Raw genomic sequence first — 16301 nt, 5'->3', positions numbered from 1 at the left:
AAGTAGCGCCATCGCCACCGCGTTGCAGGAGCTCTGACCGCATGCAATCGGCCGGACGCGGGAAACGTCCGGCCGACCGGATTCAGCCGGCGAGCCGATTCCCGCTCGTCACGTAACGATGAAGTCCCCGGCGCCAAGGGTCGGGGCGCTGGTCAGCGTCGCCACCTGAACGGCCGCGCCCGCTCCATTGCCATCGGCATCGTAGTACAGGCCGCCCGTGCTCGTGTTGTAAAGCACGTAGTCGTTGGCATCGGCGGCCTCGCCCGTGGCGCTGGCGACGAAATTCGCAGCCGCGAGGCTGCCGGTTGCAGCGAGTTTCTTGAAGATCAGGTTCTCCAGCTGGATCGTATCGCTCGTGCCGTCGAAGTCCGTGATCGTGTCGATGTTGGTCGAGCCCAGGGTGCTTTCGAAGCGGAAGACGTCCGCGCCCGCCCCCCCTGTCAGCTCGTCGATCCCCAGGCCACCGACCAGCATGTCGTTCCCGGCGCCGCCCTGGAGCACGTCGTTTCCGGCAAGCCCCTTCAGGGTATCCGCACCGTCGCTGCCCGACAGGCGGTTCGCCAGCGAGTTGCCCGTTCCGCTCAGGCCGGCCTGTCCTGTCAGCACGAGGTTTTCGACGTTTGTACCCAGGGTGTAGCCGATGCTCGACACCACCGTGTCTGAGCCGCCCGAAACGCTGCCCTCGGAAATCACATCCTTGATGGTGTCCACGACGTAGGTGTCATTACCGTATCCGCCGGTCATCCTGTCGACACCGGCGCCCCCGTCGAGCGTGTCGTTGTAGGCGGTACCGGTCAGGGTGTTCGCGCCCGCATTGCCGATCAGCGTCAGGCCGTTCAGCACCGCCGATGCGTCGACATTCAGGGCCGTCGTGCCTGAGGTGTTCGCCGTGGCCCCGCTGCCGGTGCCTACGACGACCTTCTCGATGCCGGTGTCCGACGCGTAGAGCTTCAATGTGCTCGCGGAAGCCGACGTGAAGCGGACTTCGTCCGCACCCGTCGTGCCCGTGTCGGAGATTTCCGCTGCGAGGTGATCCGACGCAAGGTTGATCACATACAGGTCGGATCCCTCTCCGCCCAGCAGGCTGTCCGTTCCCGCTCCACCATCCAGCATGTCGTCGCCGTCGAGCCCATACAGCGTATCGCTTCCGCCAAGGCCGGTAAGGCTGTCGTGGCCGCCATCGCCGTAGATCGCGTCGTTGCCGCCGGCACCGGTCAGGGTGAGATTCGGGATGGGCAGCACCGGCGCCGTGGCGAGACTGTTGACGCTTTCCGCCGTACCGAAGCCGTCGACATAGCTGGCCGTGACGGAGATGCTCCTGCCCACGTCACTTACAGCAAGCGTGTAGCTGCTCTCGGTCGCCCCGGCGATTGCGGCACCATCGACGCTCCACTGGTAGCGGAGCAGCCCGACTCCGTCTTCATCGGCCAAGCTGCTGGTCGCCGTCAGAGTCTGGCCCTGCATGGCGATTCCGTCGATCGTGAGCTCTCCGGTCGGCAGGTCGTTGATGTTCGCGACCGGAACCGTCGGCGCACTCGCGACGCTTTCCGCAGCGCCAAAGCCATCCACATAACTCACGGTGACCGCAACGCTCTTGCCCACGTCACCCTGCTTGAGCGTGTAGCTGCTCTCATTGGCACCTGCGATCGCCGCGCCGTCCACACTCCACTGGTAGCCGAGTGCGCCCAGTCCGTCGGCGTCCGCGAGGTTGTGGAATGCGGTCAGGGTCTGCCCCTGCACGGCCTCGCCCATGACAAGCACCTCACCGCTCGGCAGATCGTTGAGGTTCGCGACGGGCGGCATCGCGAAACCGACCGCGCTCACCTGCGTTCCGAAGCCATCCATGTAGGAGGCGGTGACGGTGATGGTCTTGCCCACATCAACCTGCGACAGGGTGTAGGTATTTTCGACCGCACCGTCGATCGCGACACCGTCGGCATGCCACAGGTAGTGGACTTCGCTCATACCGTCTGCATCCGCCAGGGTATTGGATGCAACGAGCGTTTCGCCCTGCACCGGCGCCCCGCTGATGGTGACCTCTCCGGTGGGCGGATCATTGACGTCCGTCACGGCCATCATCGAGATCATTTGTGCGTTCCACACCGTGCCGTCGCCGAACTGAATCTCCTGGATCGCGCCGGGCGCAAAGCGCAGCTCGTCGGTCGAGCCGACGATGCGCAGGACATACTGCTCGGGCTGCGCCCCGCCCATGTACGGATCATAGGATCCGGGACGATACAGCAGCGTGACCTGTTCTGGATCGACGTCAGGTGCGGTGACGATTCGGTTCTGCTCCATCCAGGAGGCATACGCATCGACAATGGTGTCAGCGCCACCGCCGGCGGCGAGCACGTAGGTGTCGGCGCCGGCGCCACCGTCGAGGCGGTCATTGCCCGCTCCACCGTCGAGCACGTCATTGCCGCCGTTGCCCTGCAGCTGGTCGTCGCCCGCGCCACCCAGCAGCACGTCCTGGCTTTCCGTGCCCCACAGCCAGTCATTGCCGGACGTGCCTTGCTGCAGCTGCGTCTGCAGCACCGCCTGATCGATGGCGAACTGGTTCCACACCGTGCCGTCGCCGAACTGGATCTCCTGGATCGTGCCGGGGTTGAAGCGCAGCTCGTCGTTCGAACCCAGTAACCGCAGCACGTACTGGTCGCCCGTCCACTGGCCGTACTGGTCGTAACCGCCTAGTTCGCGCACGAGCATCACTTGACCCGGGTCGATGGTCGGGGCGGTGACGATGCGGTTCTGCTCCATCCAGTAGGTGTCGACGACGGTGTCGGTGCCGCCGCCGGCGGCGAGCACGTAGATGTCGGCACCAGCACCGCCGTCCAGCTTGTCGTTGCCCGTTCCGCCGTCGAGCACGTCATTGCCGCCGTTGCCCTGCAGCTGGTCGTCGCCCGCGCCGCCCAGCAGCACGTCCTGCCCTTCCATGCCCCACAGCCAGTCATTGCCGGCGCTGCCTTGCTGCAGCTGCGTCTGCAGCACCGCCTGATCGATGGCGAACTGGTTCCACACCGTGCCGTCGCCGAACTGGATCTCCTGGATCGTGCCGGGGTTGAAGCGTAGCTCGTCGTTCGAACCCAGTAGCCGCAGCACGTACTGGTCGCCCGTCCACTGGCCGTACTGGTCGTAACCGCCTAGTTCGCGCACGAGCATCACCTGACCCGGGTCGATGGTCGGGGCGGTGACGATGCGGTTCTGTTCCATCCAGTAGGGGCCGCCGTCCATGATGGTGTCGGAGCCGCCGCCGGCGGCAAGCACATAGGTATCCGAGCCGGCACCGCCGTCCAGTTTGTCGTTGCCCGTTCCGCCGTCGAGCACGTCATTGCCGCCGTTGCCCTGCAGCTGGTCGTCGCCCGCGCCGCCCAGCAGCACGTCCTGGCTTTCCGTGCCCCACAGCCAGTCGTTGCCCGACGTGCCTTGCTGCAGCTGCGTCTGCATCACCGCCTGATCGATGGCGAACTGGTTCCACACCGTGCCGTCGCCGAACTGGATCTCCTGGATCGTGCCGGGGTTGAAGCGCAGCTCGTCGTTCGAACCCAGTAGCCGCAGCACGTACTGGTCGCCCGTCCACTGGCCGTACTGGTCGTAACCGCCCAGTTCGCGCACGAGCATCACCTGGCCCGGGTCGATGGTCGGGGCGGTGACGATGCGGTTCAGTTCCATCCAGTAGGCGCCGCCGTCCGTGATGGTGTCGGAGCCGCCGCCGGCGGCAAGCACATAGGTGTCGGCGCCGGCGCCACCGTCGAGGCGGTCATTGCCCGCTCCACCGTCGAGCACGTCATTGCCGCCGTTGCCCTGCAGCTGGTCGTCGCCCGCGCCACCCAGCAGCACATCCTGGCTTTCCGTGCCCCACAGCCAGTCGTTGCCCGACGTGCCTTGCTGCAGCTGCGTCTGCAGCACCGCCTGATCGATGGCGAACTGGTTCCACACCGTGCCGTCGCCGAACTGGATTTCCTGGATCGTGCCGGGGTTGAAGCGCAGCTCGTCGTGCGAGCCGAGCAGACGCAGCACGTACTGGTCGCCGGTCCACTGGCCGTACTGGTCGTAGCCGCCCAGTTCGCGCACCAGCATCACCTGGCCCGGGTCGATCGTCGGGGCGGTGACGATGCGGTTCTGCTCCATCCAGTAGGGGCCGCCGTCCATGATGGTGTCCGAACCGCCGCCGGCGGCGAGCACGTAGGTGTCCGCACCGGCGCCGCCGTCCAGCTTGTCGTTGCCGGCGCCGCCGTCGAGGACGTCGTTGCCGCCGTTGCCCATCAGTTGGTCGTCGCCCGCGCCGCCCAGCAGCACGTCCTGCCCTTCCATGCCCCACAGCCAGTCGTTGCCCGACGTGCCTTGCTGCAGCTGCGTCTGCATCACCGCCTGATCGATGGCGAACTGGTCCCACACCGTGCCGTCGCCGAACTGGATTTCCTGGATCGAGCCGGGATTGAAGCGCAGCTCGTCGTGCGAGCCGAGCAGGCGCAGCACGTACTGCTCGCCGGTCCAATTGCCGTACTGGTCATAGCCACCGGGTTCGCGCACCAGCATCACCTGGCCCGGATCGATGGTCGGGGCGGTGACGATGCGGTTCTGTTCCATCCAGTAGGGGCCGCCGTCCATGACGGTGTCCGAACCGCCGCCGGCGGCGAGTACGTAGGTGTCCGAACCGACACCGCCGTCGAGGCGATCGTCACCCGTCCCGCCGTCGAGCACGTCGTTGCCGCCGTTGCCCATCAGCTGGTCGTCGCCCGCGCTGCCCAGCAACACGTCCTGGCCGTCGGTGCCCGACAGCCAGTCGTTGCCGGCGCTGCCCTGCTGCAGTTGCGTCTGCCACACCGCCTGGTCGATGGCGAACTGGTCCCACACCGTGCCGTCGCCGAACTGGATCTCTTGGATTGTACCTGGATTGAAGCGCAGCTCGTCGTGCGAACCCAGCAGGCGCAGCACGAACTGGTCACCGGTCCACTGGCCGTACTGGTCGTAGCCGCCCGGTTCGCGTACCAGCATCACCTGGCTCGGGTCGATGGACGGGGCGGTGACGATGCGGTTCTGTTCCATCCAGTAGGCGCCGCCGTCCATGATGGTGTCGGAGCCGCCGCCTCCGGCGAGCACGTAGGTATCGGAACCGGCACCGCCCTCCAGTTTGTCGTTGCCGGCGCCGCCGTCGAGGACGTCATTGCCGCCGTTGCCCTGCAGCTGGTCGTCGCCTGCGCCGCCCAGCAGGACATCCTGGCCTTCCGTGCCCGACAGCCAGTCATTGCCCGCCTTGCCCTGCTGCAGCTGCGTCTGCCACACCGCCTGATCGATGGCGAACTGGTTCCACACCGTGCCGTCACCGAACTGGATCTCCTGGATCGTGCCCGGATTGAAGCGCAGTTCGTCGTGCGTGCCGAGCAGGCGCAGCACGTACTGCTCGCCGGTCCAATTGCCGTACTGGTCGTAGCCACCGGGTTCGCGCACCAGCATCACTTGGCCCGGATCGATGGTCGGGGCGGTGACGATGCGGTTCTGTTCCATCCAGTAGGCGCCGCCGTCCATGATGGTGTCGGTGCCGCCGCCGGCGGCGAGCACGTAGGTGTCGGAGCCGACGCCGCCGTCCAGTTTGTCGTTGCCGGCGCCGCCGTCGAGGACGTCATTGCCGCCGTTACCCATCAGCTGGTCGTCGCCCGCGCCGCCCAGCAGCACGTCCTGCCCTTCCGTGCCCCACAGCCAGTCGTTGCCCGACGTGCCTTGCTGCAGCTGCGTCTGCCACACCGCCTGGTCGATGGCGAACTGGTCCCACACCGTGCCGTCGCCGAACTGGATCTCCCGGATCGTGCCCGGAGCGAAGTGCAGCTCCTCGTCGATACCCAGCAGCCGCACGGTGTACTGATTGGAATAGGGATCGCGATACAGCACCAGCTGGTTCGGATCGATCGACGGCGCGGTAACAATTCGGTTATTGAAGCTGTCGATAAAGATCAGGCTATCAAGCATATTGAATACTCGGAAATGGGGGAACGCGATCTCTTGCCGGTCGGCACACGGCCGCAGCGAACGACTCTCCGCCTGCGCGAATGTCGGACACGCGGGAACGTTAAAAATACAAGAGCATGCCACGGCATGCCGGCGTATCCAAACTCATTTTCGCTAGACCGAGGACAACTGCACGAATTCGGGCAGAGAGCGAGGAACGCAGTGCGTCCCGCCAATCCGGCCACCGGAATCGACCGGGCCGTCGCATGGCGGGATACGCTGCGCTGCTCCCGCCCTACGGAATCTCTTGTGGCTCCCCCGCCAGCCAGCCCTGCTCCCGCATCCACGCCGCCACCCGCGCTGCACGCGTGGCATCACCGCCGAGTTCGGCGCGCAGCACCTCCTCGGCGCTCGTCTGCGACCCGCACGCGTGCAAGGCCCGCACCAGCGGCGCCAGCCTCACGCCATCGACATGCCAGATGCCGAGAGGCTGGTCGGGCGTGACGACCACTTCGTCCTCGACAATCCGGCCGTCGGATACGACGGGCCGGCGCATCACCTGCAAGTCGGCGGCGGAAGTGTCGCGATGGATCGGCTGCGCATCGGGCCACGCGCGGCGCGTGCGCCAGAACGGCTCTTCCGGCCAACGCGATTCCTGCGCATGGAAATCACGGCCGATGCGCGCGAAATGGAAGAACAGGTTTTCGATCCGCTCCTGGTGGAAACGCCGCGCCAGAGCAGCACGATGGGGATCGTGCAGCAGGGTGCTGATCACGGCCGGGGCCTGCAAGGCCGAGGAAAGCGCCTGGAAGATCCCGTTCCCGGACAAGGGATCGACCGCCATCGCCGCATCGCCGACCCGGATCCAGTCGTCTCCGACCACCTCTTCCTGCAGTACGGGCGTGCTGGTCCGCGCATGCGGCTCGCCGACCGGCACGGCACCATCCAGAAATGGACGCGCGGTTTCCAGCGTATCGAACCGGGCACGGCAGAACGCACCAAGTTCCCGCTTCGGCGGCAGCGCCGCAGTCGCAACGTCCAGCGTCAGTTGGAGATAACGCCGACCGTCCGCCAGCGCGGCCATCCACACCCAGCCGTCGGCGCAGCTCTCCACCGCCGAACCGGCGGTCGCGGGCGGACCGACCCAGTACTGCAGCAGGGACACCGTCTCCGCACCGCGCACGCGCGCGCTCCCTTGCCCCGGTGCGGCACGGCCCCGCGCCTCGACGATGAAATCCGCCGCGAAGGTCGTCCGCCTGCCGTCGTGATCGACCTCCACGTGATGCCCGTTCACGGCGGACACGCACGACACGATCCGGCCGGTCACCACGCGCACACCCGCGCTGCGGGCGTCCTCGAGCGCGGCCCGGTCGAAGGCCTGGCGGTCGACGAGACTCTCCCAATTGGCACGAGAGTGCGTACCGTCCCACGTCACGCAGCGCTGCGATGGCGGAGCGAAGCACCGCACGGCCCGGGCGAAGCCGGCCTTGTGCAGGGCCCCAAGCACCCGTGCGGAGACCCCCTCCACCGCGGCAAAGCGGCGCGGCTCGCCAACCAGCAGCACCTCCTCCCCCGCACGCCTCAAGCCGATGGCAACCGCGACTCCGGCCGGGCCGGCGCCTAGCACGACGATCCGCTTAGTGCTCATCCTCAGGTTTCTCGGGCGGTTGTGGTCGATGAACGCCAAGCACGCCGGACCTCAAGAGAAGGACATCGAGGCTCCTGCGCGTGACGGTCCGATTCTCGTGGCGGTTGTCGGCAGGACGTTAGCCGATATCGGCAAAGCCTCACCGACATTTCCACGCTTGAGGCGTCCGCAACCCGGTGCGGCCCGGCAATGGCCGCACCGGGCGATGGTGCGCAGTTCGAACCGAACGACCGGCCCATCGCCCCCGCGCATCCCGGCCGAATCTCAACCGCCTGTGGTCGCGGCCGCGGCACGACCGCCGAGCGCCAGCCCCTCATCTCGCGCCCACCCTCCACCGAGGGCGCGCACCAGCCCGACGGTCGCCTGGTACTGTGCGGAGCGCACCTGCAATGCCTCCCGCCGATTGCGCAGCTCGCTGCGGCGGGCGTCGAGCAGTTCGAGCTGGCTGACGAGCCCGTTGCGATAGCGCACGTCCGACAGGACGGTCGCACGGCTCGCCGAGGTGACCGCGCGTGCCTGCGCCTCGCCCTGTTCCGCGAGGAGCCGCAGCGCGGACAACTGGTCTTCGACGTCCTTGAAGGCGACGAGCACCTGTTCGCGGTAACCGGCCAGCGCGGCATCCAGTTCCGCGTTGGCGTTGCGCACGCCCGCATCGCGCCGCCCGCCGTCGAAGATTGGCAGCGAAAGCAATGCGCCGATACCCCAGGAGCGCGCCGACCATTTGAAGAGGTCACCCAGCTCCGTGGAGGCGAAGCCTCCGGAACCGGTCAGCGCAATGTCCGGAAACCACGCCGCCTGCGCGACCCCGACGCGCGCCTGGGCGGCGAGCATCGATTGCCGCGCGGCGTCGATGTCGGGCCGACGCGTGAGCACCGTGGACGGGACGCCGGCCGGGATCACGGGTAGCGCGGAGTTCCATTCTCCGGTGTCGAGCCCGAAGTCGGAGGCGGCGTCGCCGACCAGCACCGCGAGCGCGTGCTCGACTTCGGCGCGGCGGCGGTCGAGCGCAAGCGCGTCCGATTCCGTCGCGGCAAGTTCGGTGCGCACGCGCGCGACGTCCAGTTCGGCGATATCGCCGGCCTCGAAACGGCGTTCGGTGAGTGCCAGCGTGTCGCGATACGCGCCGACGGTCTCGCGCACCAGCGCGCGTTCGGCGTCAAGCGCCCGCAGCGCGAGATAGCTGCGCGCGACGTCCGCCTGCACGACAAGACGTGCGTTGCGCAGCAGAGCCTCACGGCCGTCGGCATCGAGCGACGCAGCCTTGCTCGCCTGCGAGAGCCGCCCGAAGAGGTCGAGCTCCCACGAGAAGTTCGCGCCGGCTCGCAGCAGGTTGCCCGCGCCACCGCCGGCCGGCGTGATCGCCCCGCCCTGCCGTGTGACGTCCGCGCCGACGCCGACCTGGGGCAAGCGTTGCGAGTCGGTGGCCTGCAGCAGCGCGCGGGACTGCGCGAGGCGGGCCGCGGCGATCTGGATACTGTTGTTGCGCTCCAGTGCACGCTCCACCAACCCGTCGAGGACGGGGTCGGAGAAGGCCTTCCACCACGCGCCATCGGTCTGTGCCTGCACCGGCAAGGCTTGCGTCCAGCGCCCGTCGCCTTCCTTGAAGGCCGCCGGCGCGCTCGGCAACGCGGCGGGATCGATCGCGGGCGCCGTCGCGCAACCGCCCAGCACGAGGGCGGCGAGGAGCGGAGCGAGCGCGGAGCGCAGGGGATGAGTCAGCAATGTCATGGTCAACTCCTTATTCGTGGTGCGAGCGCGGTGCGGCCAAGCCTGGGGCAGTCGCGGCGCCGCCGGCTGCCGGCGAGCCCGCGAAGGCTTCGAGGTGCGGAATCTCGCCGTGCAGCTTCAGGGCGCGATTGCCGGCGAGCCGCCGCAGCAGCACGTAGAACACGGGCGTCAGGAAGAGGCCGAAGGCCGTCACGCCGATCATCCCGGCGAACACCGCGACGCCCATCGCGCTGCGCATCTCGGCGCCGGCGCCGGTCGAGAGCACCAACGGCAGCACGCCCATCACGAAGGCCAGCGAGGTCATCAGGATCGGGCGCAGCCGCAGCCGGCTCGCCTCGATCGCCGCCTGCACCGGCGTGCGGCCGGCGAATTCCAGCTCGCGGGCGAACTCGACGATCAGGATCGCGTTCTTCGCCGACAGCCCGACCAGCACGATCAGCCCGATCTGCGTGAACACGTTATTGTCGCCGTCGGAGAGCCACACGCCCGTCATCGCCGCGAGGATCCCCATCGGCACGATCAGGATGATCGCGAGCGGCAAAGTCAGGCTTTCGTACTGCGCGGCGAGCACGAGGAACACCAGCAGGATCGCGAGCGGAAACACCCACACCGCGGAATTGCCGGCGAGGATTTCCTGATAAGTCAGTTCGGTCCATTCAAAGCCGATGCCTGATGGCAGGGTCTCCGCCGCGATACGCTCGACCGCCGCCTTGGCCTGTCCCGACGAGTAGCCCGGGGCCGGCCCGCCGCTGATATCGGCCGACAGGAAACCGTTGTAGCGCATCGCGCGTTCCGGACCGAAGGTCGACTGGATGTTCATCAGCGACGACAGCGGCACCATCTCCCCGCCCGGCGCGCGCACTTTCAGCAGGCCGATGTCCTCGGCGCGGGCACGGAACGGCGCATCCGCCTGCACGCGAACCGAGTAGGTCCGGCCGAAGCGGTTGAAGTCGTTCACGTACAGGCTTCCGAGGTAGATCTGCATCGTGTCGAACACGTCGGTCACCGGGATACCGAGCTGACGCGCGCGGGTGCGGTCGATGTCGGCATAGAGCTGCGGCACGTTCACCTGGTAGCTGGAGAACAGCCCCGCGAGCTCGGGCGCCTTCGACGCCTTCGCGAGGAAGGCCTTGGTCGCGGCGTCCAGCGCCTCGTAGCCGAGCGACGCGCGGTCTTCGAGCTGCAGCTTGAAGCCGCCCGTCGTCCCGAGGCCCTGCACGGGCGGCGGCGGGAACATCACGACGAAGGCGTCCTCGATGCTGCCGAACTTCTTGTTCAGCGCCATCGCGATCGCGCCCGCGCTCAGCGCCTCGCCCTTGCGCTCGTCGAAGGGCTTCAGCGGCACGAACACGATCCCCGAGTTCGAGCTGTTGGTGAAGCCGTTGATCGACAGGCCGGGGAAGGCCACCGCGTGCTCGACGCCGGGCTGCTGCAGCGCGATGTCGCCCATGCGACGGATGACCTCCTCCGTGCGGTCGAGCGTCGCGCCGTCCGGAAGCTGCGCAAAGCCGATCAGGTACTGCTTGTCCTGCGCCGGCACGAAGCCGTCGGGCACCGCCTTGAAGAGCCCGAACGTCAGGCCGACGAGCGCGAGATAGACGGCCATCATCACCGCCTTGCGGCCGATCGCGCCACGCACACCGCCGCCGTAGGCTTCCGCGCCGCGGCGAAAAGTCCGGTTGAAGGCGGTGAAGAAGCGCCCGAAGACCTTGTCCATGCCCCGCGTCAGCGCATCCTTCGGCGCGTCGTGGCCCTTCAGCAGCAGCGCGGACAGCGCCGGCGACAGCGTCAGCGAGTTGATCGCCGAGATCACCGTCGACATCGCGATCGTCAGCGCGAACTGCTTGTAGAACTGGCCCGAGAGGCCGCTGATGAAGGCGAGCGGCACGAACACCGCGATCAGCACCAGCGCGATCGCGATGATCGGACCGGAGACTTCCCGCATCGCCCGGTAGGTCGCTTCGCGTGGCGACAACCCCGCCTCGATGTTGCGCTCGACGTTCTCGACGACGACGATCGCGTCATCGACGACGATGCCGATCGCCAGCACCAGCCCGAAGAGGGAGAGGGCGTTGATCGAGAAGCCGAAGAGATGCATCACCGCGAAAGTGCCGACGATCGACACCGGCACGGCGAGCAAAGGAATGATCGACGCGCGCCAGGTCTGCAGGAACAGGATCACCACGAGCACGACCAGCGCGACCGCTTCGAGCAGCGTCTTCACGACCGCTTCGATCGACGCGCGCACGAACTGGGTCGTGTCGTAGACGATCTCGTACTCGACGCCTTCAGGCATGTGCTGCTTCAGATCCTGCATCGTCTCGCGAACGCGGTCCGAGATCTCGATCGCATTCGACCCCGGTGCCTGGAACACCGGAATCGCGACCGCGTCCTTGTTGTCGAGCAGCGAGCGCAGCGCGTAGTCGGCGGCGCCCAGCTCGATGCGGCCGAGATCGCGCAGGCGAGTCACCGCACCGTCTTCGCCGGTGCGCACGATGATGTCACCGAACTCCTCCTCGCTCTGCAGGCGGCCGCGAGCGTTCACCGACAGCTGCAAGTCCACGCCCGGCAGGCCCGGGGATGCTCCGATGACGCCGGCTGCGGCCTGCACGTTCTGCTCGCGGATCGCGCGCACGACGTCGCCTGCCGACAAGCCGCGCGCCGCGACTTTCTGCGGATCCAGCCAGATCCGCATCGAGTAGTCACCCGAGCCGAAAAGCTGCACCTGGCCGACGCCGTCGACACGTGCGAGCCGATCCTTGACGTTGAGCAGCGCGTAGTTGCGCAGGTAGGTCATGTCGTAGCGGCCGTTCGGCGACAGCAGATGCACGACCATCGTCAGGTCGGGCGAACTCTTGACGGTCGTCACGCCGAGCCGGCGCACCTCCTCCGGCAGGCGCGGCTCGGCCTGCGAGACGCGGTTCTGCACGAGCTGCTGCGCCTTGTCGGGGTCGGTACCGAGGCGGAAGGTGACGGTCAGCGTCATCAAACCGTCGGTCGTCGCCTGGCTGCCCATGTAGAGCATGCCTTCGACGCCGTTGATCGCCTCTTCCAGCGGTGTCGCGACCGTCTCGGCGATCACCTTCGGGTTGGCGCCGGGGTATTGCGCGCGGACCACCACCGACGGCGGCACGACCTCGGGATACTCCGAGATCGGAAGCACGCGCAGCGCGAGCAGGCCGGCGACGAACATCAGCAAGGACAGCACGCCGGCGAAGATCGGGCGGTCGATGAAGAAACGGGACAGGTTCATGATCGTGCTCTCGATTGCGGACGAATCAGGACTGCGGCGAGGCGGCGGACTCGGCCGCGCGCGCAGCGCTCTCATTGCCGAGCTGAGTGCGGACCTGCAAGCGGCCGTCCATCACGACCGCCTGCGGCGCGACGAGCGATCCCGGCCGCACGCGCTGCAGGCCATTGACGACGATGCGCTCGCCCGCCTGCAGGCCGGCGGTCACGATACGCAGGCCGTCCGCCGTTCCACCGAGGGTGACTTCGCGGTACGCGGTCTTGTTTTCGGCATCGACGACCAGCACGAACTTGCGGCTCTGGTCGGTGCCGACCGCGCGCTCGTCGATGAGCACGGCCGAGGCCGCTTGCGGGCGCCCCATCCGCAGCTTCGCGAACTGGCCCGGCATCAGGCCGCCGTCCGCGTTGTCGAACACCGCCCGCACGCGCACCGTGCCGCTGGCGGCGTCGACCTGATTGTCGACGAGTTGCAGGTGCCCCTCGAAGATCGTGTCCGCGCTCGTCGCCGTGGCCATCCGGACCGGGATGCTTTCGAGCCGCGCCGCCTTGCCGCTCGCTTCGCGCAGGGTTTGCAGTGCGCGCGCGACGACCTGCTCGTCCGCGTCGAAGCTCGCATAGATGGGGCTGACGGAAACGAGCGTCGTCAGCACCGGAGCGCCTGGACCGGCGGCGACGAGGTTGCCCACGGTGACTTCAAGCTTGCCGACGCGCCCCGACACCGGTGCCCGCACCTGCGTGTAGCCGAGATTCAGACGCGCCGACTGCAGCGCGGCCTGGGCGGCGCGCAGATCGGCGTCCGCCGCGCGACGCGCGTTCGCCCGTTCCTCGAACTCGCGCTCGGCGATCGCACGCTGCTCCCACAGGCGCTGGGCGCGCTCGTGCTCGCTCGTCGTGAAGGCGGCGCGCGCCTGGGCGGCGACGACCTGGGCCGTGGCGCGATCCACCTCCGCCGCATAGGGCGCGGGGTCGATCGTAATCAGCAGATCCCCCGCCCTCACGAGTCCGCCTTCGCGGAAATGCACGGATTGCACGGTGCCGACGACGCGCGAGCGGATATCGACACGCTCGACCGCTTCGAGTCGGCCGGAGAACTCATCCCAGGTCGCGACCTCGCGTTGCTCGACGGTCGCGACCGAAACCGGCATGGCCGGCGGAGCACCGGCGGGTGGATTCGCTTCGACCTGCGCCGACCGCAGGCCGAGGACGGCACCGGAAACCGCGGTGAGGGCAGTGACGGCAAGGCCGGCGGCCCACAGCCGGCGGCGATTGGAATGGCTCTCTGGGGACATGGAAAACTCCTTTATGACCTTGTTGATTTGTTCTGACCTGCGCTCGTGGCGTCGGCGAACGGGGGCATCCTAAAGTCCGTAGTCAAGTACGGAGTCAACACCTTTCTTGGGGTGAAAATTGGCCAAGCGGATCGACGGCCTCCCTGCCGCCCGCCGTCGCGAGGAAGGCCGCGAAGCGAGAACCCACCTCCTGCGCCCATGAACTCCCCGCGCGCGCTGCGTCCTGCAGGGCGCCCGGCCAACCCGTGGGCGCCGCCAGCACGGCCTCCGATACCGGCACGCCGGCCTCCTCCAGGCGACGGGCATAGGCGAGCGTCTCGTCGCGCAGCGGATCGTCGTCGGCCGTGATCAGCAGTGCCGGCGGCAGGCCCGCCAGGCGCATCGAGCGGCCGGGCGTCGCATACGGGTGCTCGGCGGCGGACGGCTCGCGCAGGTAACTGCACCAGCCTTTCGCCAGAGGGCAACTGGCCGGCCCCTGTTCGCTGCGGCGAACCGACGCGGTGCCGAGGCAGGGATCGAGCATCGGCGAGAGCAGAATCTGGCCGGCAAGGCGGGGCGCTTTACGGTCGCGCGCCATCAGCGCCGCGGCGGCTGCGAGATTACCGCCCGCCTCCTCGCCGGCGACGAAGACGGGGGCCCCCTGCGCCGCGAGCTGGGCGCGTTTGCGGCAGGCCCACTGCAGCGCCGCGTAGGCCGCGTCGACCGCCGCCGGAAACGGATCGTCCGGCGCCAGCGGGTAGTCGACGGACATCACGACGGCGCCCGCTTCGTGCAGCAGACCAGCCACCAGCGCGCCGCTGTCGAGCGATCCGGACACGAAGGCCCCGCCATGGAAATGCACGACCAGCGCGGCCCCGGCGTGACGCCTCCCGTAGAGGCGTACGTTCAGCGCTCGCGGAAGGCCGATGTCGATGCTGCGGTCCTCCTTGACCGGGAGTCGGGTCGGACGTGCGAGGCGGGATTGCGGAAAGCGGGACATATTCGTTGGGGCATGCAATGGACGCCGACAGCGCCGATGGCCTGAACGATAGATGTCGCCAGCCGATGAATAAATAATCAATTCATGGCTTCTTTATTTCCATTGATAAATAATCGCACTGCGGCAATCGAAGCGGATCGATCCGAGGAGAAACGAATGGACCAATTTCTGGCACTGCGCGTATTCGCGCGCGTCGTCGAGGCAGGCACCTTCACCAAGGCCGCCGACTCGCTCGGTATGCCGAAGCCGACCGTGACGAAGCTGATCCAGAACCTCGAGACGCACCTGCGGGTGAAGCTGCTCAACCGCACCACGCGGCGCGTCACGGTCACCGCGGACGGCGCGGCCTACTACGAGCGCACCGCGCGACTGCTGACGGAACTGGAAGAAATCGACGCCAGCCTGTCGAACGCCCAGGCCTCGCCTAAGGGGCGCGTGCGCGTCGACGTCCCCGCGGTGGTCGCGACCCGGATCATCATTCCCGCGCTGCATACCTTCCACGCACGCTATCCGGACATCCAGATCGATCTCGGCGCCGGCGACCGCCTCGTGAACCTGATCGCCGACAACGTCGATTGCGTGGTCCGCGCCGGCACCCTCATCGACGAATCGCTGGTTGCCCGACGCATCGCCTACATGGATCACCTCACGTGCGCGTCCCCGGCCTATCTTGCCGAGCATGGAATTCCGAGGCACCCGTCTGAACTCGGCGGGCCGCACCGTGTCGTCGGCTATTTCTCGGCGGGCACGGGCAGGATCTCGCCCTTCGAATTCGAGCGCAACGGCGAACGCGTCGAGCTGCCGGGTAGGCACATCGTCGCCGTCAACGACAGCAACGCCTACCTGGCCGCCGCACTCGCAGGCCTGGGGATCGTGCAGTTGCCCAGCTTCATGATCGATCGGCAACTGGCGAAGGGGGAACTTGTCCCGGTTCTGGAAGACTGGACCACCCCGGGCTTCCCGGTCTACATCGTCTATCCCCCGAACCGCCACCTGAGCGCGAAGATCCGCGTCTTCGTCGACTGGGTAGCGGAGCTTTTCGCGCCCTTCAATGCCGCGGGGCGGCGCTGACCTCCGCCAGCGCCGCCCCGCAGGAACAGCACTACATCAGGTTGCAGGCAAACCGCGCGTCAGCGACCTCGCACGGGGCGACGCGCACGCCCGACAAGGGACTGCCCGCAGTCCGGCTCGTCGCATCGGCCCATCTGGACCGGGTGCGCGAAGCTGGCGCGCGTCTTCATGATGACGTTCCGCGCGTTGGCCTCGATATCCGCCCGCGGGTCGGCCGTGCCGAGACCCGCCGTTGTCCGCGCGGATGCTTGTATCGACAACTCCATGGCCATCCTCCTTTGACGTTGATGCATAGCGAAATGCTGGAATTCCGGCGCACTGTACCGGGGGGCGCGCGACGAATAAATGCGCAAAAAACCAGCACTTTGTTTCCACACATGAACAATCGCATCGC

At 67.6% G+C, this 16301-nt stretch carries 7 protein-coding genes; 1 reads left to right on the top strand and 6 read right to left on the bottom strand.

The features are described from left to right. Positions 1–108 precede the first annotated feature (108 nt). The 6 genes from AzCIB_RS05945 to AzCIB_RS05920 all read right to left on the bottom strand — a co-directional run bounded on the left by AzCIB_RS05945 (position 109) and on the right by AzCIB_RS05920 (position 14836). Complete coding sequence (locus AzCIB_RS05945; RefSeq protein WP_050415048.1) at positions 109–5964, bottom strand: calcium-binding protein; 5856 nt, start codon at positions 5962–5964, stop codon at positions 109–111. A 274-nt stretch (positions 5965–6238) separates the two neighbouring features. Beyond that, on the bottom strand, positions 6239–7630 hold the full coding sequence (gene qhpG, locus AzCIB_RS05940) for a flavin-dependent monooxygenase QhpG (protein ID WP_232299367.1): 1392 nt from the start codon (positions 7628–7630) through the stop codon (positions 6239–6241). 225 nt (positions 7631–7855) lie between these two features. After that, positions 7856–9319: an efflux transporter outer membrane subunit gene (locus AzCIB_RS05935; protein WP_050415046.1), complete on the bottom strand. Its 1464-nt coding sequence runs from the start codon at positions 9317–9319 to the stop codon at positions 7856–7858. Positions 9320–9329: 10 nt separating this feature from the next. Further along, positions 9330–12572 carry an efflux RND transporter permease subunit gene (locus AzCIB_RS05930; RefSeq protein WP_050415045.1) on the bottom strand — a complete coding sequence of 1081 codons (3243 nt, stop codon included), beginning with the start codon at positions 12570–12572 and terminating at the stop codon, positions 9330–9332. Between the two features lie 25 nt (positions 12573–12597). Next, positions 12598–13857, bottom strand: coding sequence for an efflux RND transporter periplasmic adaptor subunit (locus AzCIB_RS05925; RefSeq protein ID WP_050415044.1), 1260 nt, complete (start codon positions 13855–13857; stop codon positions 12598–12600). 94 nt (positions 13858–13951) lie between these two features. Beyond that, the gene (locus tag AzCIB_RS05920; RefSeq protein WP_050415043.1) at positions 13952–14836 is read right to left on the bottom strand and encodes an alpha/beta hydrolase fold domain-containing protein; all 885 of its coding nucleotides are present in this window, start codon (positions 14834–14836) and stop codon (positions 13952–13954) included. Between the two features lie 156 nt (positions 14837–14992). Between AzCIB_RS05920 and AzCIB_RS05915 the strand changes: the two genes are divergently transcribed. Then, positions 14993–15907, top strand: a complete 915-nt coding sequence (locus AzCIB_RS05915; protein ID WP_050415042.1) for a LysR family transcriptional regulator — start codon at positions 14993–14995, stop codon at positions 15905–15907. The last annotated feature ends 394 nt before the right edge of the window (positions 15908–16301 follow it).

Source organism: Azoarcus sp. CIB (assembly GCF_001190925.1).
Taxonomy (GTDB): domain Bacteria; phylum Pseudomonadota; class Gammaproteobacteria; order Burkholderiales; family Rhodocyclaceae; genus Aromatoleum.
Note: the sequence above shows the minus strand (reverse complement) of the source record. Positions and strands in the feature narration are given on the sequence as shown.